The sequence below is a fragment of the Leifsonia xyli subsp. cynodontis DSM 46306 genome, assembly GCF_000470775.1.
In the GTDB taxonomy this organism is placed as follows: domain Bacteria; phylum Actinomycetota; class Actinomycetes; order Actinomycetales; family Microbacteriaceae; genus Leifsonia; species Leifsonia cynodontis.
The window spans coordinates 1,998,885-2,022,597 of record NC_022438.1 but is presented as its reverse complement, the minus strand read 5'-3'; the positions used below and the strand labels follow the sequence as shown (position 1 = coordinate 2,022,597).

Here is a 23,713-nt window from a genome sequence, read left to right as displayed (position 1 = left end):
GGTCAGGCGATCCCAACGTGTCCGGTGTGGTTGATGAGCTGGTCGAGGACCTCGTCGAGCGCGGACATCACGCGCGAGGCTCCCTGGTAGGCGTGCTGGTAGGAGAGGAGATTCAGGTTCTCTTCGTCCAGGTCGACGCTCTCCAGAGACTGCTGGGCGGTGGTCGCCGAGGTGAGTGCTGCCGAGTCGAGCGACGCCTGGGACGCTTCGAGGTTCGCCCGGGTGCCGAGCTGGACGACGGACGCCGACCACGTCGCGTCGGGGGAGGCGGCCGTGTTCCCGATCTGCGAGATCTTGTCGGCGACGGCGCCGTCCAGGTTTCCTGCGCCGACCGCTCCGGTGGCGACGCCGGACGGGTCGGCCGGGATCACGCTGAGCGACAGAGCGGGGCTGGCGCCGATCGCGAAGAAGTCCAGTCCGGTCGCCCCGGTGGAGGAGACGCCGGTCCGGCTGATCGCGTTCACCCGGGTGGCGAGGCCGGTGGCGAGCTGGTTGAGGTGGGCGGCGGTCTCGGCTATCGCGCCGCCGGTGCCCGCCGCGCCGAGGAGAGAGACCAGGCCGGCGATCTCGCCGGTGGACGGTGTGAGCCCCGGACCGGACGGGTCGCTGGCGAGGACGAGTCTGACCGGGCTCTCGCCGGCCGCTTCGAGCTGAGTCCCGCCGGAGATCCGCACCTGCTCGAAGCTGGTGCCCTGGACCACGGCGATCCCGCCGATGGAGACAGAGACCGTGTTGTCGCCGGCGATGTCGACACGGCCGCCGACGAGCTTGGCGAATCCCTGGGCGGCGACGTTGCGCTGGTCGATGAGCTCGTTCGCGTTGCCGCCGGCGGCGATGGCGGTGCGGATCTGGCCGTTCAGATCGGCGATGCGGGCGATGTCGGCGTTCAGCTGAGACACCGTCGTCGCCAGTTGGCCGCTGGTCTGCGACCACTGGCTCTGGAGCGCTTTGTACGCCGTGCCGATAGTGCTGGCGAGAGTCGCCGCCTGTCCGAGCAGCGCCCCGACCGGGGCGCTGCTCCCGGGCCGGTTGGCGACCGACTGCCACGCGTTCCAGAACGTTTGCAGACGTCCGCTGATCGCGTCGCCCGACGGCTCGCCGAGGATCGTCTGAACCTGATCGAGCGCGCCGGAGCGCACGCTGCTGTACGCGGCGTCCGCCGCGGTGCTCCGGACTTGCGCGTCCAGCAGGGAGGAGCCGGACTGGACGATCGCGGCGACGACGACGCCCTGCCCGGACCGGGGGCCGTTCGCGTCCGAGCCGACGCGGCCGGGCTGGCCGACGGACTGCTGGCTGACGCTCTGGCGGACGTAGCCGACGGTGTTGGCATTGTCGATGTTCTGGCCGACGATGTCCATCCCGGCCTGGGCGGCCTGGAGGCCGGAGTAAGCGGCGCGCAGGGCGCCGAGCGCGCTCTCGGTCATAGGGTCTTACCGGCCATCATGGCTGTCCTTCCGGGGCGGGTCAAAGGGCGGCGTCGATGAGACGCGCGGCAGGGATCGCCGACTCGACGGTTCCGTCGGCGGTGTAGGTCGAGGAGGGCTCGGCCATCAGATTGAGGGTCTCCTGTGTGAGGCGCAGTCCCGCCCGGAGGAGGCGGCTGTTCTCGTCGCGGGTGTTGCGGATCTCGGCGGTCAGCTCGCTGAGCGCCTTCAGGTGGGAGGCGAAGATCTCCCGCCACGCGCCCTCCGGCGCGGCGGCGACGACATCCCGCAGGACAGCGTCATCGGGCAGGCGCGTACTCGCGGGCGACATCGACCATCTCGACGGCGAGGGAGAGCTCGGCGGTCTTGAGCCGGTTCACAACCGTCTCGACGTCGCTGGTCGCCTGCGGAATCCACCGGGTGAAGCCGGAGCCGATCAGCAGCCTCTCGATGTGGAACTTGTACAGCATGGTCTCGAGCAGCTGCCTTTGGCGCCACAGCTCGTTCGACAGTTCGTTGGTTCCCATTGAGTGCTCCTCTGCTGTGTTTCTCAGGGACGTTGGTCAATCTGCTGATGGGTGGCTGGCTGCCGATGGCGGTGTGGGGCCTGTGGTGATTGTAGGAGTGCAGCCAGGCCGGGAGTGCGTTGCGGCGGGCTGATTCGGAGTTGTAGTGCCGGGCGTATGCCCAGCCGTCGGCGAGGGTGCGGTGGAAGCGTTCGATCTTGCCGTTCGTCTGCGGATGGTAGGGCCGGGTGCGTTTCGGTTGGATGCTGAGCTCGGCGCAAGCGTCGCGCCAGGCGTATGAGCGGTATGCGGAGCCGTTGTCGGAGAGCACCTGTTCGACGGTGACGCCACGGCTGGCGAACCAGCCGACCGCTCGACGCAGAACAGCGATTGCAGTGGCGGCGGTTTCGTCGTCGTGGATCTCGGCGTAAGCGACACGGGAGTGATCGTCGATGACGGTATGAACGAACGCTGTGCCGGTGATCATGTCGCCGGTGATCCCGTGTTTCCCGGTCCGCTTCGCGGTGATGGCCTTGTTCCGCTCTCCCTGGAGACGTCCGACGTAGCGCCAGCCGCCACCGTCGGGGATGTTGCCGAGTTTCTTGATGTCGACGTGGATCATCGATCCGGGATGCTCGTGCTCGTAGCGGCGGGCGGGTTCGCCGGTGCGGACGTCGACGTGGCTGAGCCGATTGATCCGGCACCGGGAGAGGACCGTGTGAACGGTCGAGGCGGGCATGCCGAGCTGGGCGCCGATACCGACTGGTCCCAGCCGCTTCTTCCACCGCAGATGCACGACCTTGCGGACCAGTCTTCGCGGGGTCTTGTTCGGGCTGTGATGCGGCCGTGACGAACGGTCCAGCATTCCCGCCTCGCCCATCTCCACGTAACGACGAGCCCATCGGTCCGCGGTGCGTCAGGACACTCGGAAGTAGGTCGCCGCCGCAGCAACGGACCAGCCGTCGTCGACGACTTGGCGGGCCAGGCGGAGGCATTCGCGAGGAGTCAAAGCAGCATTAGCGTGGGTCACGAGGACCTCCTAAGTCATCGAGTGCAGGGAAACTAGACAGCCCCACTCTCGACCGGGAGGTCCTCACCCATCTATCGCGTCACACCTCAACCAACGTCCCTGAGCAGCACACCACAAAGGCACCCCTTCTCATTCTCTACTTGCAAACCCTTCTGAAAGTTCGTCGGCCCCAAAGGCGCATACGGTGTGATCGACCCGGTCTTCCCGGAAACCGCCCGGGCCGTGTTCGCCAACGACTCCGTCTCGTAATCGAAGTACCCTGCTTCAGGGCCGTCGTCGCTGAGCAGCGGACCGTGGTCGGTCACGCTGCTGCCGGAGTCGCCTCCGGTTTCGACGCCGAACGCCTGGGAACCGAAGTCGGGGGCCAGCGGGTTGACCCGGTGGTCACGACTACCGTCTCTGCCGATCCACGCCCACGGATCCCCGCTTTCGGTCTCTCCGAGGAACTTGTCGCGAGCATGACCCGAATACACCGCCCCCGCGTTCAGATCGGCCACCGACCGCACACTGTCCGGAAGCCCGGCCGACCCCAACGTCACGAACGTGTCCACCCGGACCCCAGGCTGGGAAAGCGCGACAGCGGCAGTGGTCGTGCCATACGAGTGGGCGACCACCGACAACCGCGGCAGCGCCCCACCCCGCACCGCACCCAAACCTCCCAACGTCGACGCGAGCTTGGTGCCGCCCGCCACCGCCCGATTCACGTTCAGCACCCCGAAGTCCGGATCGCCAACGCTCGGCGACGGCGGGGTCTTGTAGCCGATCCAGGCGACCACCGCACTGTCCACCGGGAGAAGCGCATACAGGTTCTGTGCCGCTTTCGCCCACCCCGTCATCCCGTGGGTCGTGGTCCCCATCCCGGGGACGGCGTAACTCACCGTCGTGGCCGTGTCCAGATCCCCGATCGCGACCGCCGCCAACGGCGGACGATCACCCGTCAGAGCGATGAGGAAGCGCGACGCCCGGCCTTCCCTCGTCTGCAACGCGGCGCGGATGTTCTTCAGCGCCTTCAACTGCTCCTCCGCGTCCCGGAGGGTGTGCTTCATCGCCAGCACCCCGGGCAGCAAAGGCCCGTCAACGACCGAGCTGTCACCAACACGAGCCCTCAACCCGGCGATCTGCTTCTCCATCCCCGCGATCGCAGCAGCCAAAGCACGCCGATTCGCCTCGTCCCGGGCAGCATAGGGAATGCCCTCCACGTTCCCGAACAGGTCCGGGAATGCGGTCAACAACAACTCCTGACGCGCGGAGAAACCACCACCAGCACCCACCGCCGGGCCCAGACCGTGCCACCACGTGTCGACCGCCACCGGATCCACCGACGACAACCGGGCCCGCAAGACCGGAGAAGCCGCCAGCAACGCCCGCAACTCGACAGCCGTGAGCGTTCCGAAAGCCGCCAGCAGGCCTTCATCGCTCAACGGGTGGACCGCGGTCGCGACAAGGTCCAGAGCATGATCCGAGAGCGTGCCGCCACCGGCAGCGTCGAACGCCGCAGCGACCTGCTCGATCCAGAGCGCATCGGCCCGGCTCTCCGCCAACAGCCGCTCGAACCCATACAGGAACGTCGCCGACTCCACCGGCACCCACGAACACGACGCGACAAACGCCGACCACGCATCCCGCAACGCCACCAACCGCCGCGCCATACCCGCATCACTCGCACGAGTCCGCGACACGAAAACCCGCAACCTGTCCGGGACCGCCGAACTCCTCCCCGACGACGCACCACCCGAGGTGCGGTTCCGCTCCCGCGGCGAGAAGGCAGCCGAGACCACCGGAGGCCGCACCGCCACCTCCGAGGACCGCGGATCAAAGAACCCATCAATACCGGCACCGACCACACCCAACGCGTCCGCAGTCGCACGACGGCGCTCACGCCCCGCCTCCCGCTCACGCCACCCACTCAGATCTCTCTGCCGCTTCCGCTCCTCCCCCACCCTGAGCACCGCAGCCTCGACCTGCTCAGCGAGACTATAGAGCACACCAGCGAGCCTGCCCCGATCCGCCGCTTCGATGACGGCAGCAGCGGTGAAGAGACCGGCATAACGGCCGGAGAAATCATGAACGGCCGTCTCCACAGCACCACGACGGAGAACCCCCTCGCCGCGAAGCTCCTCGTCCAGCCCACGACAAACACGAATCAACACCATCGCCACGGCCTCATCAAACCGCACCACCAGCCCAACCCCCTCAACACCGCATTCCCCCGAACGACAACACACTACCCACCAAAAATCACAAGTATCAACCACTCGCATAGGGTCGGACGCACCGCGGCGCTCCGCACCCGGAGCAGAGCAAGGCAGGGTCAGCGGGCCGCAGCGGCCATGTCGACGAGCTCGCGGGCGTGGGCGAGGCCGCTCGCGGAGTCCGGGAGGCCGGAGAGGAGGCGGGCCATCTCCGCGATCCGCTCCTCGCCGTCGAGGCGGCGGACGCTGGAGGCGGTGACCGAGCCGTCGTTGCCCTTCACGACCGTGAGGTGGTTGGTCGCGAACGCGGCGACCTGGGCGAGGTGGGTCACGACGATGACCTGCGCGCTCTGCGCGAGCGTCGCCAGCCGGCGGCCGATCTCGATGGCGGCGGCGCCGCCGACGCCCGCGTCGATCTCGTCGAAGACGAACGTGGGCACCGGGTCGCCGCCTGCGATGACGACCTCGATGGCGAGCATCACCCGCGACAGCTCGCCGCCCGAGGCTCCCTTGCCGAGGGGGCGCGGCTCCGCCCCGGGATGCGGTCGCAGCAGGATCGCGACCCGGTCGCAGCCGGACGCAGCGAACTCCTCGCGGTCCGTCACCTCCACGACGACACGCGCGTCCGGCATGGCGAGAGCCCCGAGTTCCTCGGAGACCGCCGCGCCGAGTCGGGCGGCGGCGTCGAGACGACGTGCGGTGAGACCGGCGGCGAGCTCGGCGACGAGGCGGCCGCCGGCCTCGACCTCGGCGGCGAGGCGCTCGATGCGCTCGGCGTCGCCGTCGAGCTCCAGGAGGCGCAGGCTGCCGGTCTCGAGGGTGGCGATCACCTCGTCCAGACTCGGGCCGTATTTGCGGACGAGCGTCGCGAGCTCGGCGCGACGCTCCTGAACGGCCTCCAGTTCGCGCGCGCTGTCGATGTCGAGCGCCGCCAGGTAGGTCGAGAGCTGGGCGGCGATGTCGGAGACGGCGTAGTTCGCGGCGGCGACAGCCTCGGCCAGCGGCGCGAGCGCCTGGTCGTGCGGGGCGACGCGCTCCAGCGCTCGGCGCGCGCTGTCGAGCGGGCCGAGCGCGTCGGCGGCCTCCGACTCCTCCGCGGAGAGCAGTTCCCGGGCTCCGGCGGCGGCGAGACGCAGCTCCTCCAGATTGCCGAGGCGCTCGGCCCGCTCCGCCAGGCGGGCGTCCTCGCGGGGCTGCGGAGCGACCGCCTCGATCTCGGCCATCGCGGCCCGCAGGTCGCCGGCCTCGCGGGAGCGCCGCTCCCGGTCGGCGACGAGCGCCTCCAGCTCCGCGCGATCGTCGTGCCAGCGCTGGAAGACCTGAGCGTAGGCGTCGAGGGCGACGGCGAACTCCGGACCGGCGAACCGGTCGAGCGCCTCGCGCTGAGCGGTCGCCGAGCGCAGCCGGATCTGGTCGGACTGCCCGTGTACGACCACCAGCCGGCCGCCGAGCTCGGTCAAGACGCCGACCGGCGCGCTCCGGCCACCGACGACCGCGCGCGAACGGCCCTCCGCCGACACCGAGCGGCTGAGGACGAGTTCCGCCTGACCGCCGCCGAGCGGGTCCAGCTCCCCGCCCGCATCGTGGACCCGATCGGCGACCGGGCCGGACTCGGGGACCCGCCAGCGGCCCTCGACCCAGGCCTGAGCGCTGCCCGCGCGGACGGTCCCCGTGTCGGCCCGCTCGCCGAGCAGCAACCCGAGCGCCGAGACGACCATCGTCTTCCCCGCCCCCGTCTCGCCGGTGATCGCCGTGAACCCCGGTCCGATCGGCAGCGCGGCCCCGGCGATCACGCCCAGGTCGCGGATGGCGATCTCTTCGATGCCGCCGCCGGAGACGGTGCGGCGCTTCTCAGTCACGGCCGGCCGGCCCCCTCCATCCCGTCACCGGGAGCGTGAACTTCTGCACGAGCCGGTCGGTGAACGGCCCGGGGTGCAGCCGGGCGAGCCTCACCGGGATGGGCGAGCGCCGCACCACGACACGCGCCCCGCGCGGCAGATCGAACGCCCGCCGGCCGTCGCACCACAGGACTCCCTCGCCACCGGCGCCCTCCAGCAGCTCGACCGCGAGCGAGGAGTCGGCGTCCACCACCAGGGGGCGCGAGAACAGGGCGTGCGCGGACAGTGGCACCAGCAGCAGGGCGGCGACGCCCGGCCAGACGACCGGGCCGCCGGCCGAGAATGAGTACGCGGTGGACCCGGTCGGAGTGGACATCACGACGCCGTCGCAGCCGAAGCTCGACATCGGCCGCCCGTCGGCTTCGATGACGACTTCGAGCACCCGCTCCCGGCTCGCCTTCTCCACCGTCGCCTCATTGAGCGCCCAGCTCTCGTAGACGACCTCCTCACCGACCTTCACCCGAGCGGAGAGCGTCATGCGCTCCTCCACCTCGTAGTCCTTCGCCAGCCCGCGGGCCACCGCCGTCTCCAGGTCGTCGCGCTCGCTCTCGGCGAGGAAGCCGACGTGGCCGAGGTTCACGCCGAGCAGCGGCGCCGGACAGCCCCGGACGAGCTCCGCGGCGCGCAGGATGGTGCCGTCACCGCCGAGGACGATGACCAGTTCCAGCTCGGCTGGCGGCACCTCGGCTCCGAGCACCGCCACCGCGGCCAGCTCGGGCTCCGCCGCGAGCAGATCGCGCCGCTCGCCCTCGCTGAGGACGGGCACGACGCCGGCAGCGAGCAGCTGGCGGCAGACGGAGACGCCCGCGGAGAGCGAGTGCCGGCGACCGGTGTGCGCGACGACGAGGATGTACCGCTGCGCCGCCCCCGTGTCCGTCACGTCGTCTCCTCTCGGTGCCTCACCCCATTCTGTCGGAGAATCCGGCCGCGACGGACTCCGCGGCCGGACTCCGCGGAAATTCGCCAGCCGTCTCAGCCGGCCCAGCGGCGGCTCAGAGGAGGTCGGTGACGATGTCGCGGATGAAGTCGGCGACCTCGCGCGGGCTGTGCCCGAACGGGTGGCCGTCCAGGCTCGCAGCCTGCTGAGCGAGCTCCGGCCAGGCGAGAGCGGCGCTCCGGCGGGCGGCCGTGCGCTCTGCCTCGATCGCGGCATCGACGACCTTCGTGTTGAACCGGCTGGTCGCCTCGCACTCGACGGCGACCCACGAGTCGAACAGGGCGCGGGTGAACGCACGCCAGTTGCCGGCGTCCCCGGTCGCTCGGATGGTGGTGAGCGCGGTGGCCAGGGTGTCGCGGCTCGGGCGGGCGAGCCGGGAGACGACGGCCTTGGCCAGAGTGGCCGCGACTTTCGGAGGTTTGCTGAGCAGATCGTGCAGGTCGGCGACGGAGTAGTCGGCCCACAGGTCGATCAGCCGGTCATCGAGCTGCCGCTGCTCAGCGGTCTGGACCCCTCCGATGAAGTCGTGCAGAGCGCGGGCCGAGTCGTAGGCGGCGCGCTCGTCGGAGCGGATCGTGTCGAGGAGGATGAACTCGCGGTCGACGGGATGCTCGGGACGGACGAGCGCGGGGAGCTTGTACGCCTTGCGGAGCGCGCGGGCGGCGACGAAGGTGCGGGAGAGGTCTTCGCCGTTCTGGTGGAGGGTGCGGTTGCCGGCGGCGGCCTTGGTGAACTCGTCCTCGATGTCGTTCAGATCGGCGTCGGCGGGGGCGGCGAAGGTGTCGAGGAGATCCTCGATGCCGGTGTTCGCCTCGGCGTAGGCGCTCTCCTCCGCTCGGAGGTAGCCGTCGTCGCTGGCGACGCGGATGGGGTCGACGCTGAGCACACGGGTGGTGTGCCAGCGCATGTTGCGGATCTCGGAGGCGGCAGCCGCCGAGGAGAGGTTGTACGCCCAGCCGCAGGCGCTGCTGGTGACGAACCGGTTGAGGTCGAGGAAACCGGTTTGGAGGGCCTTGCGCTCGATCAGGGCGCGGAGGCGGAGGATGAGATCGTCGATCTCCTGCGGCTAGGTGTGCTGCTCAGGGACGTTGGTTGAGGTGTGACGCGATAGATGGGTGAGGACCTCCCGGTCGAGAGTGGGGCTGTCTAGTTTCCCCGCACTCGATGACTTAGGAGGTCCTCGTGACCCACGCTAATGCTGCTTTGACTCCTCGCGAATGCCTCCGCCTGGCCCGCCAAGTCGTCGACGACGGCTGGTCCGTTGCTGCGGCGGCGACCTACTTCCGAGTGTCCTGACGCACCGCGGACCGATGGGCTCGTCGTTACGTGGAGATGGGCGAGGCGGGAATGCTGGACCGTTCGTCACGGCCGCATCACAGCCCGAACAAGACCCCGCGAAGACTGGTCCGCAAGGTCGTGCATCTGCGGTGGAAGAAGCGGCTGGGACCAGTCGGTATCGGCGCCCAGCTCGGCATGCCCGCCTCGACCGTTCACACGGTCCTCTCCCGGTGCCGGATCAATCGGCCCAGCCACGTCGACGTCCGCACCGGCGAACCCGCCCGCCGCTACGAGCACGAGCATCCCGGATCGATGATCCACGTCGACATCAAGAAACTCGGCAACATCCCCGACGGTGGCGGCTGGCGCTACGTCGGACGTCTCCAGGGAGAGCGGAACAAGGCCATCACCGCGAAGCGGACCGGGAAACACGGGATCACCGGCGACATGATCACCGGCACAGCGTTCGCCGACGGCTGGGCATACGCCCGGCACTACAACTCCGAATCAGCCCGCCGCAACGCACTCCCGGCCTGGCTGCACTCCTACAATCACCACAGGCCCCACACCGCCATCGGCAGCCAGCCACCCATCAGCAGATTGACCAACGTCCCTGAGAAACACAGCTAGGGCTGGTGTTCGGGTCTGTGCGGTCGTGTTCGCGGCGATCGCTCTCGGTGCGGGAGTGGTCGGCTGTGCAGGGAGTGGGCCGGCAGGGAAAGGAACGGGAAAGAGCATGACGTCGAAGGCGATGACGCCGCGGGAGGGCCGGGACGCGGTGGTGGATTTCGTCATCGGGACGACGAAGCAGCTTCACATCACCGGCTGGTGGCCGCGGAGCGGTCCGGTGTGGGCGGATGAGTGCGGGCTCGGTGGCGGTGTGCTGGGGGCGAGTTACAGCTACGACCACTGGGCCCCACGCGGGACAGACCATCAGGGCGACGCCGAACGCGTCGCTGCCTACTGGGAATCCCTGGGCATGTCCGTGCGGATCACCGACTCCACACCTTCCCCCACAGTGTATGGGTCGGGCGGCCCGGTACTCCGCGCGGATTTCGATACGAATGCTTCTGACAACTCGTATAGCGGCGGCGCGCTGGCCCCGTGCTCCCCGGGAGATGCGTGGGAGTTGAACGAGGAGGATGGGGCGGAGCGGGATCGGGGGAAGGTCCTCCCAGGGGATGAGGGTGTGATTCCGTGGGAGCAGTGGAACACCCTGGCCCCGTCGCCACGCCCCTCGGACCCGTTGAACGGTGCCGAACCGTGACATGCCCCGGGCGCGGGGCGACGTCGTCTGGCGGCGGGCGGCCGTTCGGGAGGGGAGAGCCCTCGGAGATGATAAGCTGCAAGCCCGTGGTGGATAACTCAGACGCGGGCCTGTCAATCAAGCGAACACAGCTCAACGGCACGACCAAGCACATCTTCGTCACCGGCGGTGTCGTCTCTTCGCTGGGCAAGGGCCTCACAGCCGCTTCTCTCGGCAATCTGCTGACGGCGCGAGGGCTGCGGGTCGTGATGCAGAAGCTCGATCCTTACCTCAACGTCGATCCCGGGACGATGAATCCGTTCCAGCACGGCGAGGTGTTCGTGACCGACGATGGCGCCGAGACCGATCTCGACATCGGCCACTATGAGCGCTTCCTCGACATCAACCTCAGCCAATCGGCGAACGTCACCACCGGGCAGATCTACTCGAATGTGATCGCCAAGGAGCGCCGGGGCGAGTACCTGGGCGACACCGTGCAGGTGATCCCGCATATCACCGACGAGATCAAGCGCCGGATGCGGCTGCAGGCGCAGCCGGGAGGGGACGGCGAGCCCGCGCCCGACGTCATCATCACCGAGATCGGCGGCACGGTCGGCGATATCGAATCGCAGCCCTTCATCGAGTCCGCCCGCCAGGTGCGCCACGAGCTCGGCCGCAAGAACTGCTTCTTCGTGCATGTCTCGCTGGTTCCGTTCATGAACGCCTCGGGCGAGCAGAAGACGAAGCCGACGCAGCACTCCGTCGCGGCCCTGCGCTCGATCGGCATCCAGCCGGACGCGCTCGTGCTGCGCAGCGACCGGCCCGTGTCGGAGTCGAACAAGCGCAAGATCGCGCTCATGTGCGATGTGGACGAGGCGGCCGTGGTGAACGCCGTGGATGTGCCGAGCATCTACGACATCCCGAGCATGCTGCACGACCAGGGGCTCGACGCCTACATCATCGACCAGCTGGGGCTTGCCCAGGCGGCCGATGTGGACTGGGAGGGCTGGTCGCGGCTGCTGGAGGCCGTCCACGACCCGAAGCACGAGGTGACGATCGGCCTGGTGGGCAAGTACATCGACCTCCCGGACGCCTACCTGTCCGTCACCGAGGCTCTGCGTGCGGGCGGTTTCGCCCACGACGCCAAGGTCGCGCTCAAGTGGATCGTCTCCGACGAGTGCCAGACCGCCGAGGGCGCTGCCGCACAGCTGAGCGATGTGGACGGGATCTGCGTCCCGGGTGGATTCGGCGTGCGCGGCATCGAGGGCAAACTCGGCGCGCTGAGGTTCGCGCGCGAGAATGGCATCCCGGCCCTGGGCCTCTGCCTCGGCCTCCAGTGCATGGTGGTCGAGTACGCGCGGAACGAGGCCGGGCTCGCCGGCGCATCGTCGTCCGAGTTCGACCCGGACACCGAGTTCCCGGTCATCGCGACGATGGCGGAGCAGGTGGAGATCATCGCCGGCGGCCATCTGGGCGGCACGATGCGCCTCGGTCTCTACCCGGCGGCCCTGGCCGAGGGCTCGATCGTCGCCGGGCTGTACGGCGCGAACGAGGCGAGCGAGCGCCACCGCCACCGCTACGAGGTGAACAACGCCTACCGCGCCCAGATCGCGGACGCGGGCCTCCGATTCTCCGGCACCTCGCCCGACGGCCACCTCGTCGAGTATGTGGAGCTGCCGCGCGATGTCCACCCGTTCTACGTCGGCACCCAGGCGCATCCCGAGCTGCGGTCGCGGCCGAACCGGGCGCACCCGCTGTTCGCGGGTCTCGTCGGCGCGGCGCTGGACCGGCAGAAGGCGAGCCTGCTGTTCGACGTCGCCGTGGACGCGCGATGACCGGGCGCCTTCACGACGAGCCGCTCCGCGACGAGACCGTCGACCCCGAGATCGTCGCCAGTGAGACGGTTTTCCGCGGCGCGGTCTGGGACGTGCGGCGCGATGTCTTCCGCTACAACGGGGAGGAGATCGCCCGCGAGTACGTCGACCACACCGGCGCCGTGGCCGTGCTGGCGCTGGACGAGGAGGGGCGGGCGCTGCTCATCCGGCAGTACCGGCATCCTGTCCGGCACCGTGACTGGGAGATCCCGGCCGGGCTGCTCGATATCGCCGGCGAGGACCCGCTCGACGCCGCCAAGCGCGAGCTCGCCGAGGAAGCCGACCTCGAAGCGGACGAGTGGAATGTCCTCGCCGACATCTTCTCGAGTCCCGGCGGCGACGACGAGGCGATCCGCATCTACCTCGCCCGCGGCGTCCGGGCGACCGCGGAGGCGTTCGCGCGCGAGGAAGAGGAAGCGGACATCACGGTGCGCTGGGTGCCGCTCGAGGAGGCCGTGGCCGCCGTGCTGGAGCGCCGCGTCCACAACACGCCGCTGACCGTCGCCGTTCTGGCCGCTCAGGCCGCCCGCGCCGCCGGGTGGAGCGTGCTCGGCGCGGCCGACGCCCCCTGGCCGAGCCACCCGAAGCTGCGACGGGCCGAGCCGAACCGGAGATGACCGTCCCGGCCGACGTCGACGCCTACCTCCGGCATGTGGCGATCGAGCGCGGCCTCTCCGCCAACACCGTCGCGGCCTACCGCCGCGATCTCGCGGTGTACGCGGGGTGGTTGACCGCGGAGCAGGTGACGCAGACAGCCGCGGTCACCCCCGCGACCGTCTCCGCGTACCTCCAGCACCTCGCGACGCGCGACGAATCGCCGCTCACCGCGTCCTCCCTCGCCCGGATGCTGTCGACGGTCCGCGGCTTCCACCGTTTCCTCTTCGAGGAGGGTCGCGTGACGGTGGATGCCGCCCGCGACCTCCGCCCGCCCAAACTGCCCAGCCGCCTGCCCAAGGCCATCAGCGTCGACCAGGTCGCCGCCCTGCTCGCCGCGACGGACGGCGACGACCTCGCCGACCTGCGCGACAAAGCCCTGCTGGAACTTCTCTACGCGACGGGCGCCCGTGTGAGCGAGGCGGTCGCTCTCAACGTGGACGACGTGCTGGACACCGATGTCGTGCGCCTGACCGGCAAAGGGGCGAAACAGCGCATCGTGCCGCTGGGCTCCTACGCGCGGGCCGCCGTCGCCGCGTATCTGGTGCGAGTCCGCCCTGCGCTCTCGGCACGCGGCCGGTCGACCCCGGCGCTCTTCCTCGGGATGCGCGGCGCACGCCTCTCCCGCCAGAACGCCTGGCTGATCATCCGATCCGCCGCCGAGAAGGCCCGCCTCGGGATCGAGGTGTCGCCCCACACACTGCGGCACTCGTTCGCGACGCACTTGCTGGCGGGCGGTGCGGACGTCCGCGTGGTGCAGGAACTGCTCGGGCACTCGTCGGTGGCGACGACGCAGCTCTACACGCTGGTGACGGCGGACACACTGCGGGATGTGTACGTTGCGGCGCATCCGCGGGCGCGGTAGACACCGGGCTCGGGGCGGAACGCCGCACACTGTCCGCCCCACAACCCGCCGTCGTCTCACCCCACGGTCGGGGGTGGGCGCGGCTAGACTGTCCCCTTGAACACGCCGGACGAGGGCCGCACGAGGCAGGGACGAGGAACATCCAGGTGACGCGCAACGACGAGGTCAGGACCGAGCTGCCGGGGATGGACGATCCCGCTCTCACGGCTCCGCTCGGGCCCACCGGCCGGCCGTTGCGCTCTTTTCCGGCCCCGGGTGCGTTGAAGCAGCACGGCCCTGCCAAGATCGTCGCGCTGTGCAACCAGAAGGGCGGCGTCGGCAAGACGACGACGAGCATCAATCTCGGGGCGGCGCTGGCCGAGTACGGGCGCAGGGTGCTCGCGGTGGATTTCGACCCGCAGGGGGCGCTGTCGGCGGGGCTCGGTGCGAAGACGCACGATGTCACCACGATCTACGACCTGCTCCTGAACCGGAACGCCGATGTCCGCGAGGCGGTCCAGACGACGAGCGTGCCGGGCCTCGACATTATCCCGGCGAACATCGACCTGTCGGCGGCGGAGGTTCATCTCGTCAACGAGGTCGCGCGCGAGCAGATTCTGGCGAGTGTGCTGCGGAAGGTCAGCGGGGAGTACGACGTCATCCTGATCGACTGCCAGCCCTCGCTCGGCATCCTCACCGTCAACGCGCTGACCGCGAGTCACGGCGTGCTCATCCCGCTGGAGTGCGAGTACTTCGCGCTGCGCGGCGTCGCGCTGCTGATCGAGACGATCGACAAAGTGCGTGAGCGGCTGAACCCGGCGATCGGGCTGGACGGCATCCTGGCCACCATGTACGACTCGCGCACGCTGCACTCGCGCGAGGTGCTCGACCGCGTGGCGGACGCCTTCGGCGACCGGGTGCTCGAGACCGTCATCTCGCGCACGGTCAAGTTCCCGGACGCCTCGGTCGCGGCGAGCCCGATCACGCAGTTCGCGCCGGAGCACGCCGCCGCGGAGGCGTACCGTCAACTCGCCCGCGAGCTGATCTTCCGTGGCGCCGTCGCCTGACGGGGGCCAGCGCGGCGACGGTTCGCTCGCCGAGGCGGAGTCCGCGGGCTTCCGCGTCGCCGTCGGCGCTTTCGAGGGGCCGTTCGATCTCCTGCTCTCGCTGATCGCCAAGCACGAGCTCGACATCACCGAGATCTCCCTGAGTACGGTGACCGACGAGTTCATCGCCTACCTCCGCGAGCTCGATGCCGACGAGAGCCTGGATGAGGCGAGCGAGTTCCTGCTCGTCGCCGCGACCTTGCTGGATCTGAAGGTCGCGGGGCTCCTGCCGCAGGGCGAGCTGGTCGACGCCGAGGATGTCGCGCTGCTGGAAGCGCGCGATCTGCTGTTCGCGCGGCTGCTGCAGTATCGGGCGTTCAAGGAAGCGTCGGAGTGGTTCTCCGAGCGGTTGGAGGCGGAGTCGATCCGCCACGCGCGGACGGTCCGCCTCGAGGACAAGTACCGGCAGCGTACGCCGGAGCTGGTGTGGACGCTGAGCCTGGAGGATTTCGCGGCCCTCGCGACGGTGGCGATGACGCCGCGCGAGATCCCGGCTGTCGGCCTCGACCACCTGCACGCGCCGCTTGTCAGCATCCGTGAGCAGGCGGCCCTCGTCGTCGGGATGCTGCGCCGCGGCGAACCGATGTCGTTCCGTCAGCTGGTGGCCGGGAGCGAGCAGAAGGGCGTGGTGATCGCGCGCTTCCTCGCGGTGCTCGAACTGTATCGCCACGCGGCCATCGCCTTCGAACAGCTGGAGCCGCTCGGCGAGCTGACGCTGCGCTGGACGGCGGAGCACTGGTCGGAGGAGAGCCTGACGAATCTGGGAGCGGACTATGACGGTTGACGGGACCGAGACCGAATTGCAGCCGGTGGCGGTGGAGGACGAGCGGATCGAGCGGGCGCTGGAGGCCATTCTGATGGTCGCCGACGAGCCGATGAGCCTCGTCACGCTCGCGACCGCCGTGGGCGCGCCGGTGAAGCGCGTGCGGCAGGCGGTGGACGCTCTGGCCGCCGACTTCGACGGCTCGCCGGACGCGGAGGGGCGCCCCCGGGTGCGCCGCGGTTTCGAGCTGCGCGAGGTCGGCGGCGGCTGGCGGGTTTACGTCCGGGCGGAGTTCGACGCGGTGGTCTCGGGGTACGTGCTGCAGCAGAACCCGACCCGGCTGTCGCAGGCGGCCCTGGAGACCCTCGCGGTGATCGCGTACAAGCAGCCGATCAGCCGCGGTGCGATCGCCTCCATCCGCGCCGTCAATGTGGACTCGGTCGTCCGGACTCTTCTCGGTCGCGGCCTCATCACCGAGCTGTTCACGGACAGCGAGACCGGCGCCATCAACTACGGCACGACCGACCTCCTCCTCACTCAGCTCGGCGTCAACTCGGTCGAGGAACTGCCCAAGATCTCCCCGCTGCTCGCGGACGGGGCGGAAGGATTCGACGATGTCCGCTGAGCCACAGGGCGAGCGCCTCCAGAAAGTGATGGCCGCCGCTGGCGTCGCCTCCCGCCGCGTCTCGGAGGAGCTGATCGTCGCGGGGCGTGTCTCCGTCAATGGGACGGTGGTCACCGAGCTCGGCCGCCGCGTCGATCCCGTCGTCGACCGCGTCGCCGTGGACGGCACCGCGGTCCAGCTCGACACCACCCGGCGCTACGTCATGCTCAACAAGCCGGTCGGGATCGTCAGCTCCCTGCGCGACGAGCAGGGCCGTCCCGACCTCTCCCGGTTCGTCGCCGGCTACCCGGAGCGTCTCTTCAACGTCGGCCGGCTGGACGCGGAGACCTCGGGCCTGCTCATCCTGACCAACGACGGCGAGCTGGCCCACGTCCTCGCGCATCCCCGCTTCGGCGTGACGAAGACGTACATCGCCCGCGTGCGCGGAGCCGTCACACCGCAGACGATCGCCCGGCTCACCCGCGGGGTCGAGCTGGAAGACGGACCCATCGCGGCGGACAGGGCGAAGCTGCTGCAGTCGGACCCGGGCGGCGGCAGCCTGGTGGAGGTGACGCTGCACTCGGGGCGGAACCGCATCGTGCGCCGGATGCTGGCCGAGGTCGGGCACCCCGTCGTGGAGCTGGTCCGCCGTCAGTTCGGGCCGTTGCGCCTCGGGATGCTGAAGGCCGGCGCCCTCCGCGATCTGACCAAAGCCGAGCTGGGGTCGCTGCTGACCATCTCCCGCGAAGGCGAGCCCTAGCCCCCTGCCCGCCCCTGCCTCCCGAGACCCTGTTGCAAACGCAGGACTTCCCCGCAGAATCAGCCCCGATCTCCTCCCTTCCCTGCGTTTCCGCCGGTTTCCGGCACGATCTCCTCCGTTTCCAACGTTGTCGGGAACGGAGGAGATCGTCTCGACATCCCGCTGAAACGCAGGGAAGGGAGGACGTTCGGTGCGAAATGGCCGGGTTCTCCTCCGTTTCCGGCGGCGAGGTCCGGGGCGGCCTCGGCGCTGGCTAAGGTTGATCCGTGACCGAAACCGCCTCCCGCCTCGCCGGACCCGTCCGCGTCGTCGGGACGGGGCTGCTCGGCGCCTCCATCGGCCTCGGGCTCCGCGCCCGGGGGGTGGATGTGCTGCTCGCCGATGCCTCGCCCGCCCATCTCCGCCTCGCCGCCGATTACGGCGCGGGGCGGCCGGACGACGGCGGCGCCGAGCCCGCGCTGGTCGTGGTGGCGGTGCCGCCGGACCTGGTCGCCCGGGTCGTCGCAGTGGAGCTGGCTGCGCATCCCGGTGCGATCGTGACGGATGTGGCCAGTGTCAAAGTCGCGCCGCTCGCCGAGCTGGAGCGGGGCGGCGCGGACCTCAGCCGTTATGTGGGATCGCATCCACTCGCCGGCCGCGAGAAGGGCGGGCCCAGCGCGGCCAGAGCGGATCTCTTCGTCGGGCGGCCCTGGGCGGTCGCGGTGCGGCCGGAGAACCCCCGCACGGCCGTCAGCCTGGTGGAGGCGCTGATCCTGGATCTTGGCGCGACGCCGATCGAGCTGGGGGCCGCCGAGCACGACGCCGCTGTCGCCCTCGTTTCGCACGCTCCTCAGATCGTCTCGTCGCTGATGGCGAAGCGGCTCTCCGGTTCCACGGACACAGCCCTCGGGCTGGCCGGTCAGGGCGTGCGGGATGTGACGCGCATCGCGGGCAGCGAACCGGAGCTGTGGGTGCAGATCCTCGAGGCGAACGCTCCGGCGATCGTGGAGATCCTGCGCTCCTACCGGGACGACCTCGACCGTGTCCTCGTCGCGCTGGACGATGTGGACGCACCCGGTTCGCGCCGGATCATCGCCGAGGAGATCGCCGGGGGCAACGCCGGTGTCTCCCGCCTGCCGGGCAAGCACGGGCAGGACAAGCGGTTCGCGAGCCTGACCGTGATGGTGGAGGACCGGCCCGGCGAGCTGGCCCGGCTGCTGCACGAACTGGGGGAACTGAATGTGAACCTGGAGGATCTGCGCCTGGAGCACTCGCCGGGTGCGCCGTTCGGCCTCGCCGAGATCGCGGTGCTGCCCGAGGCGCTGCACCGCACCGTGAACGACCTGACCGACCGGGGCTGGAGGATCGCCGGATGACCGAACCCGCCACCCCGCCCGTGGTGCTGGCCGTCGATGGGCCCGCCGGAAGCGGAAAATCCTCCATCTCGAAGGCGGTCGCCGGCCGTCTCGGCTGGGCCTATCTGGACACCGGAGCCGCCTATCGCGCGCTCGGCTGGTACGTCGTGGAGCGCGGTCTCGACCCGACCGATGCGGCCGTCGTCATCGCCTCCATGCCCGATTTCGACTACCGGATCGGGACGGACCCGGACACGTACCGTGTCCTCGTGGGCGAGCGCGATGTGACCGAAGCCATCCGGGAGCCGCGCGTCACCGCCATCGTCAGTGCGATCGCGCGCGTTCCGCAAGTGCGCGCCTTCCTCACACAGCTCTTCCGCGGGATCATCGCACGCAGCGGGAAGGCCGGGATCGTGGTCGAAGGCCGGGACATCACGACGGTGGTCTGCCCGGATGCCCCGGTCCGCATCCTGCTCACCGCCGACGAAGCCGTTAGAATGAACAGGCGTTCCGCAGAGCTGACCGGGCATTCCGCCGCCCACGTCGGGGAGGCTCTGCGCAAGCGCGACGCGGCAGACTCGCGCGTCGTGGACTTCATGAACGCTGCGGAGGGCGTCACCACCGTCGACTCCACCGAACTGGACTTCGACCAGACCGTCGACGCGGTCATAGCGGTCGTGCAGAAAGAGACCCATGTCTGACATCGAGAACGAGCCCACCGGCGCCGACGACCTCGTCGAGCGCCTGGCCGGAATAGACGACGACCTCGCCCTTCAGCGCGCCGTCGCGCTGCGCAGCGGCCTGGACGACTACGAGCTGGACGACGCCGATCTCGATCTGCTGGAGGTGGCCGGCGAGGACGCCGACGCGATCGCCTTCCTCCCCGCGCTGCCGGTGCTCGCGATCGTCGGCCGCCCCAACGTGGGCAAGTCTGCGCTCGTCAACCGCATCCTGGGTCGCCGCGAGGCTGTCGTGGAGGACACTCCGGGCGTCACCCGCGACCGCGTCTCCTACCAGGCCGAGTGGAACGGACGTCGCTTCACCGTCGTGGACACCGGCGGCTGGGAGCCCGATGCGCGCGGCATCGACGCCTCCGTCGCCGCGCAGGCGGAGGTGGCCATCGATCTGGCCGACGCCTTGATGTTCGTGGTGGACGCCACGGTCGGCGCGACCTCCACCGACGAGCACGTCGTGCGCTTGCTCCGCAAAAGCGACAAGCCGGTGTTCCTCGCCGCCAACAAAGTGGACGACGCCCGTCAGGAGCCCTCAGCGACCGAGCTGTGGTCGCTCGGTCTCGGGGAGCCGCATCCGGTCTCCGCCCTGCACGGCCGCGGCGTCGCCGACCTGCTCGACACGATCCTGAAGGCGCTGCCCGATGTCTCCGCCGTCGCCAGGCAGGAGATCGGCGGTCCCCGCCGCGTCGCGATCGTCGGCCGGCCGAATGTCGGCAAGTCCTCGCTGCTGAACAAGGCCGCGGGGGAGGAGCGCGTCGTCGTCAACGAACTCGCCGGCACCACCCGGGACCCGGTGGACGAGCAGGTGGAGCTGGGCGGCAGGGTGTGGCGCTTCGTCGACACCGCCGGCATCCGCCGCCGCGTCCACCTGCAGCAGGGCGCTGACTTCTATGCCTCGCTGCGCACCTCGGCCGCGCTCGAGAAGGCGGAGGTGGCCGTCGTCGTGCTCGACGTCTCGCAGCCGATCAGCGAGCAGGACGTGCGCATCATCGACCTGGTGCTCGAATCCGGCCGTGCGCTCGTCCTCGCTTTCAACAAGTGGGACCTCCTCGACGACGAACGGCGCCGCTACCTGGAACGCGAGATCGAGCAGGATCTCGCCCACGTCTCCTGGGCACCCCGCGTCAACATCTCGGCCCGCACCGGCCGGCACCTCGAGAAGCTCGTGCCGGCGCTGGAACAGGCGCTCGAGTCGTGGGACACCCGCATCCCGACCGGCAAGTTCAACGCGTTCCTCGCGGAGCTCACGTCCGCTCACCCGCACCCGGTGCGCGGCGGCAAGCAGCCCCGCATCCTGTTCGGCACCCAGGCGACGAGCCGCCCGCCGACATTCGTCGTGTTCACGACCGGCTTCCTGGACCCCGGCTACCGCCGCTACGTGATCCGCCGGCTGCGCGAGGTGTACGGGTTCGAGGGGACGCCGATCGTCCTGAACATGCGGGTGCGGGAGAAGCGGAAGCATTAGCGGAATTTCTGCTCTCATATGCAGTGTCTGACATAGTCTTTCCTTGTGAAACGCGACAACTCTGACGTCACCGGCGAGAAGGACGAGCGGGAGCGATCCCTGAGCGCCCCGCTCTGGTACGTAGCGATCCTTTCGGCGAGCGCCGGCATCCAGGCGGTCGCTCCTGCCTCTCCCGGCGCCGGGACGATCGCGCTCGTGGCCGGGACACTGGGCCTGCTCCTGGCGATCGCCGTCATCGCGTCGCGGACCCAGCGCACCGCCGCTTTCCGGATCGGTCTCCTGCCGACGGCGCTCGCCCTGATCGCCGCCGTCGCCTTCGTGCTCTCCGGTCTGGGCGGCGACTGGCTCGCCAGAGAGGCTGCGCCCCCGTGGGTGTCCTGGTCGCTCGGTTCGATGGCCGCGCTCGTGGTCGCCTGCTGCCTGATCGGCGCGAACGAACGGCACTGGGAGAACGGGGCGGTTCGGAAGCGTCGCGGAGCGTCCCCGCTCTGATCGAGGGGACCTCGAAACACCCGGAGGAGACCTGAGGCCTCCCCGATCGCAGCGCCCGGCGGCGCGGGCTCTCGTCATCGAGGACGCACCGGGGGAGGGGCTTCGACCCGTCTGCGCACCCTCGCCGGGAGGTGGCCTCCGGCATCGCGCCGGCGAGGCCCCGCGACGGCCGGAGTGGTCACGGTGGGCTTCGCCGGCACGCTAGGATAGGGGAGTTGCCTTGCTTGGTGCGGTGTGCCTGGGTGGGGCGGCAACGGGCTGTGGCGCAGTTTGGTAGCGCACTTGACTGGGGGTCAAGGGGTCGCAGGTTCAAATCCTGTCAGCCCGACTGGGAGGGCAAGGCAATGGGAATGTTCAAACCCATTGTCCTCCCCTCGCTCGACGAGAACGCCTGATGATCGGGGCGCGCCTGTGGGCGTTTCGGGCCAATATCCCTCTGGCACAGTCGTCCTTCGTTGCCTTAGGATCTGGGTGTCGACTACACGTTTCAGGCGCTTCTTGTACTCGGGGGCTTTGACTGGCGCGCAGGAGCGGTCGCGGCGATGGCGACAATCCTTGTGCGACCCGTGCGGGGATGAGGACGCCGGGTTCGTCGCGAGGTCGCAGCCCAGGGAAGTCAGGAGGAATCCGGCCATGCCCCAGTCCCGGTAGGAGCGCCAGGCGATGTCGGGGTAGGCGGCGTGGAGGGCAGGGATATCGAGGAAGTGCTCGTTCGTCTCGAACGATTCCCACATGGCGACGAACTCCTTGCCGGTGTACTGCCGCACCACCTCCAGCGACAGTCGCTCGTAGGGGAGGGCGCGGCCGATGACCTCGGAGAGGATTGTCGTTCGACAGTCTGCCTCAGGGCCGTGGGCGGTCTCGCGAGCGCGGCGATCCCGAGGCTCACTGACGTGTTGAACCATTGCCCGTAGTCTCCTGCAGGGCCGGAACCGGCTTGCACGAGTACCCGGTCGGGGAGTTCTCGTCGGGAGACTCCGGCTTGTGAGATGCGGCTTCGCAGGGCTTCTTCGCTCAGGGACAGGCGAGCGATGACGTCTTCCTCGGCGATGATCTCCAGGGGCTGACCAGCATCGACGAGGTCGAAGGCTTTCTGTAGCTTCGCGGAGAGGCTCGCCCCAGGGCGGAAGGTACGCGAGTCGAATCTCCGGTGACCAGGATCGTGGACGATCTTCCGGCGAAATCGTCGTGTCCTGCTCGGGCGATCCGTATAGTCGGCTCTGGAACGTTCCCGGTGAGAACCTCAGGAGGGACCATTGTCATGGCGGCTCGTCCCCGCGCTAAGACCCCCACCATTCTCGATATCGCCGCAGAAGCGGGGGTCTCGAAGTCTGCGGTTTCGCGTGCTCTGCGTGGCTCGGACGATGTGAGCCCGGAGTCCCGGGCGAAGGTCGAGAGGGCAGCGAAGAAACTCGGGTACGTCGCTAATGCAATGGCGCGCGGAATGCGCACGTCCAGCCGCACGCTGGGGGTCGTTCTCCGTGACGTGAAGCGTCCGTACTATGCGTGGTTGCAGGCAGCCATGCAGCAGGAGGCGGAGAGCCGCGGCTACCAGGCGGTCACGATGACCAGTGTCGGCGAACTGGAGGTCGCGGACGCTCTGCGTGCGCTGCGGAGCCTGATCTCCTTGCAGGTCGTCGGGCTCGTGATCGCCTCGGCTCGACTGCCTTCCGAGGAGATCGTGCCCTTCATCGACCGGGTGCCGATCGTGGTCGCCGGCCGAAAGGAGACGGATCTCGGAATCACGAGCGTGTTCTGCGACGACGCCGATGGCGGCCGGATGCTCGCGGAGCATCTGCTCGCGCTCGGGCACCGGCGTATCGCGGTGGCGCTGGTCGAGCAGGCGTACTCGTTGAGCCAGCATGCGCGCGGCGCCGCGATGATCGATACGATCCGCGGCGCGGGCGGTGAGGCTGTCGCGTGGCCAGTGCCCTCGGACATGCGTGCGGGCGAGGTCGTCGCCGCCCGAGTCGGCGATACCGATGTCACCGCGATTATGTGCCCGACGGACACGGCGATGATGGATGTGCTCGATGTGCTGCGTCAGCGCGGCCGGTCGGTCCCGGGTGACTACGCTGTGACCGGGTACGACGGGTTCGGCCCGCTCTCGGCGCCCTATCTGGGTCTGACGACCTTCCGTCAGCCGGTTGAGGAGATCGGCCGGATGTCGATCGCCCTGCTGGTGGACAAGATCGAAGGCCGCAGCTCCCACGACAGCCTCGTGTCCTTGCGGGGGACGGTGGTCGCTGGGCGGACGGCGGGACCGGCCGCCTTCGCACCGCTCGCGACTGCCGACTGAACGGGTTGGCCGCCGGTCTCGGCCGGTGCCCCGTGCTCGTGATCGCGGCGGGGGCGGGTCCGCCGCTCTGCGGAGTCCCCGCGCTGCTCGGGGTCGTGAATAGACCGCGAATAACCGGGAACGTTCCCGATACATAGTCGCGAAATCCCCCGCGGCACACCGACTGTGCCGCGGGGGTCACTGAGTGTCCATCTCCGGGCAACGTCTGGTTTCACAATGCACAGTTCTCTGTTCACGAATCCCTCCGATACTGGCAACCGCCCCGGGAACGTT

20 protein-coding genes, 1 tRNA gene and 2 pseudogenes are annotated in these 23,713 nt (G+C 69.5%); 15 read left to right on the top strand and 8 right to left on the bottom strand.

Annotated features, from left to right (window positions below):
* Positions 1–2: 2 nt before the first annotated feature.
* The 7 genes and pseudogenes from flgK to O159_RS09645 all read right to left on the bottom strand — a co-directional run bounded on the left by flgK (position 3) and on the right by O159_RS09645 (position 8,894).
* A complete protein-coding gene (gene flgK / locus O159_RS09675) occupies positions 3–1,424 on the bottom strand; it encodes a flagellar hook-associated protein FlgK (RefSeq protein ID WP_021755619.1) in 1,422 nt (473 codons plus the stop codon).
* A 40-nt stretch (positions 1,425–1,464) separates the two neighbouring features.
* Positions 1,465–1,755 carry a flagellar export chaperone FlgN gene (gene flgN, locus O159_RS14595; RefSeq protein WP_052323502.1) on the bottom strand — a complete coding sequence of 97 codons (291 nt, stop codon included), beginning with the start codon at positions 1,753–1,755 and terminating at the stop codon, positions 1,465–1,467.
* A 224-nt stretch (positions 1,756–1,979) separates the two neighbouring features.
* Positions 1,980–2,960 (bottom strand): annotated as a pseudogene (locus O159_RS14145) (IS481 family transposase); the annotation flags it as partial.
* An 86-nt stretch (positions 2,961–3,046) separates the two neighbouring features.
* Positions 3,047–4,546, bottom strand: coding sequence for an alpha/beta hydrolase (locus tag O159_RS13345; protein WP_169725683.1), 1,500 nt, complete (start codon positions 4,544–4,546; stop codon positions 3,047–3,049).
* 725 nt (positions 4,547–5,271) lie between these two features.
* Complete coding sequence (recN, locus tag O159_RS09655) at positions 5,272–7,011, bottom strand: DNA repair protein RecN (protein WP_021755617.1); 1,740 nt, start codon at positions 7,009–7,011, stop codon at positions 5,272–5,274.
* Positions 7,004–7,930 carry an NAD kinase gene (locus O159_RS09650; RefSeq protein WP_021755616.1) on the bottom strand — a complete coding sequence of 309 codons (927 nt, stop codon included), beginning with the start codon at positions 7,928–7,930 and terminating at the stop codon, positions 7,004–7,006. The genes recN and O159_RS09650 overlap by 8 nt, the downstream gene beginning before the upstream one ends.
* Before the next feature lie 112 nt (positions 7,931–8,042).
* The gene (locus O159_RS09645) at positions 8,043–8,894 is read right to left on the bottom strand and encodes a hypothetical protein (protein ID WP_021755615.1); all 852 of its coding nucleotides are present in this window, start codon (positions 8,892–8,894) and stop codon (positions 8,043–8,045) included.
* Positions 8,895–9,169: 275 nt separating this feature from the next.
* On the opposite strand from O159_RS09645, the pseudogene O159_RS09640 reads away from it, so the two are divergent.
* The 14 genes and pseudogenes from O159_RS09640 to O159_RS09575 all read left to right on the top strand — a co-directional run bounded on the left by O159_RS09640 (position 9,170) and on the right by O159_RS09575 (position 21,469).
* Positions 9,170–9,895 (top strand): annotated as a pseudogene (locus O159_RS09640) (helix-turn-helix domain-containing protein).
* Between the two features lie 106 nt (positions 9,896–10,001).
* Positions 10,002–10,532: a hypothetical protein gene (locus O159_RS09635; RefSeq protein WP_021755575.1), complete on the top strand. Its 531-nt coding sequence runs from the start codon at positions 10,002–10,004 to the stop codon at positions 10,530–10,532.
* Positions 10,533–10,600: 68 nt separating this feature from the next.
* Positions 10,601–12,346, top strand: coding sequence for a CTP synthase (locus O159_RS09630; protein ID WP_081689862.1), 1,746 nt, complete (start codon positions 10,601–10,603; stop codon positions 12,344–12,346).
* Positions 12,343–13,002: an NUDIX domain-containing protein gene (locus tag O159_RS09625; protein ID WP_021755612.1), complete on the top strand. Its 660-nt coding sequence runs from the start codon at positions 12,343–12,345 to the stop codon at positions 13,000–13,002. Before O159_RS09630 ends, O159_RS09625 begins: the two co-directional genes overlap by 4 nt.
* A complete protein-coding gene (gene xerD, locus O159_RS09620) occupies positions 12,999–13,904 on the top strand; it encodes a site-specific tyrosine recombinase XerD (RefSeq protein WP_021755611.1) in 906 nt (301 codons plus the stop codon). The genes O159_RS09625 and xerD overlap by 4 nt, the downstream gene beginning before the upstream one ends.
* A gap of 146 nt (positions 13,905–14,050) precedes the next feature.
* On the top strand, positions 14,051–14,950 hold the full coding sequence (locus O159_RS09615; protein WP_021755610.1) for a ParA family protein: 900 nt from the start codon (positions 14,051–14,053) through the stop codon (positions 14,948–14,950).
* Positions 14,934–15,773 (top strand): segregation and condensation protein A, encoded by an 840-nt coding sequence (locus O159_RS09610; protein WP_021755609.1) that lies wholly within the window; start codon positions 14,934–14,936, stop codon positions 15,771–15,773. Before O159_RS09615 ends, O159_RS09610 begins: the two co-directional genes overlap by 17 nt.
* On the top strand, positions 15,763–16,377 hold the full coding sequence (gene scpB, locus O159_RS09605; protein ID WP_021755608.1) for an SMC-Scp complex subunit ScpB: 615 nt from the start codon (positions 15,763–15,765) through the stop codon (positions 16,375–16,377). The genes O159_RS09610 and scpB overlap by 11 nt, the downstream gene beginning before the upstream one ends.
* Positions 16,367–17,116, top strand: coding sequence for a pseudouridine synthase (locus O159_RS09600; protein ID WP_021755607.1), 750 nt, complete (start codon positions 16,367–16,369; stop codon positions 17,114–17,116). Before scpB ends, O159_RS09600 begins: the two co-directional genes overlap by 11 nt.
* A 266-nt stretch (positions 17,117–17,382) precedes the next feature.
* Positions 17,383–18,471 carry a prephenate dehydrogenase gene (locus tag O159_RS09595; RefSeq protein WP_021755606.1) on the top strand — a complete coding sequence of 363 codons (1,089 nt, stop codon included), beginning with the start codon at positions 17,383–17,385 and terminating at the stop codon, positions 18,469–18,471.
* The gene (gene cmk / locus O159_RS09590; protein ID WP_021755605.1) at positions 18,468–19,151 is read left to right on the top strand and encodes a (d)CMP kinase; all 684 of its coding nucleotides are present in this window, start codon (positions 18,468–18,470) and stop codon (positions 19,149–19,151) included. The genes O159_RS09595 and cmk overlap by 4 nt, the downstream gene beginning before the upstream one ends.
* The gene (der, locus tag O159_RS09585; RefSeq protein ID WP_021755604.1) at positions 19,144–20,649 is read left to right on the top strand and encodes a ribosome biogenesis GTPase Der; all 1,506 of its coding nucleotides are present in this window, start codon (positions 19,144–19,146) and stop codon (positions 20,647–20,649) included. Before cmk ends, der begins: the two co-directional genes overlap by 8 nt.
* Before the next feature lie 45 nt (positions 20,650–20,694).
* Entirely contained in the window at positions 20,695–21,141 is a 447-nt protein-coding gene (locus O159_RS09580; protein WP_021755603.1) for a hypothetical protein, read from the top strand.
* Positions 21,142–21,395: 254 nt separating this feature from the next.
* A tRNA-Pro gene (locus O159_RS09575) sits at positions 21,396–21,469 on the top strand.
* On the opposite strand, the gene O159_RS14140 is transcribed toward O159_RS09575, so the two are convergent.
* Complete coding sequence (locus O159_RS14140) at positions 21,435–22,046, bottom strand: hypothetical protein (protein ID WP_021755602.1); 612 nt, start codon at positions 22,044–22,046, stop codon at positions 21,435–21,437. The genes O159_RS09575 and O159_RS14140 overlap by 35 nt on opposite strands.
* Before the next feature lie 356 nt (positions 22,047–22,402).
* Between O159_RS14140 and O159_RS09565 the strand changes: the two genes are divergently transcribed.
* On the top strand, positions 22,403–23,440 hold the full coding sequence (locus O159_RS09565; RefSeq protein WP_021755601.1) for a LacI family DNA-binding transcriptional regulator: 1,038 nt from the start codon (positions 22,403–22,405) through the stop codon (positions 23,438–23,440).
* The last annotated feature ends 273 nt before the right edge of the window (positions 23,441–23,713 follow it).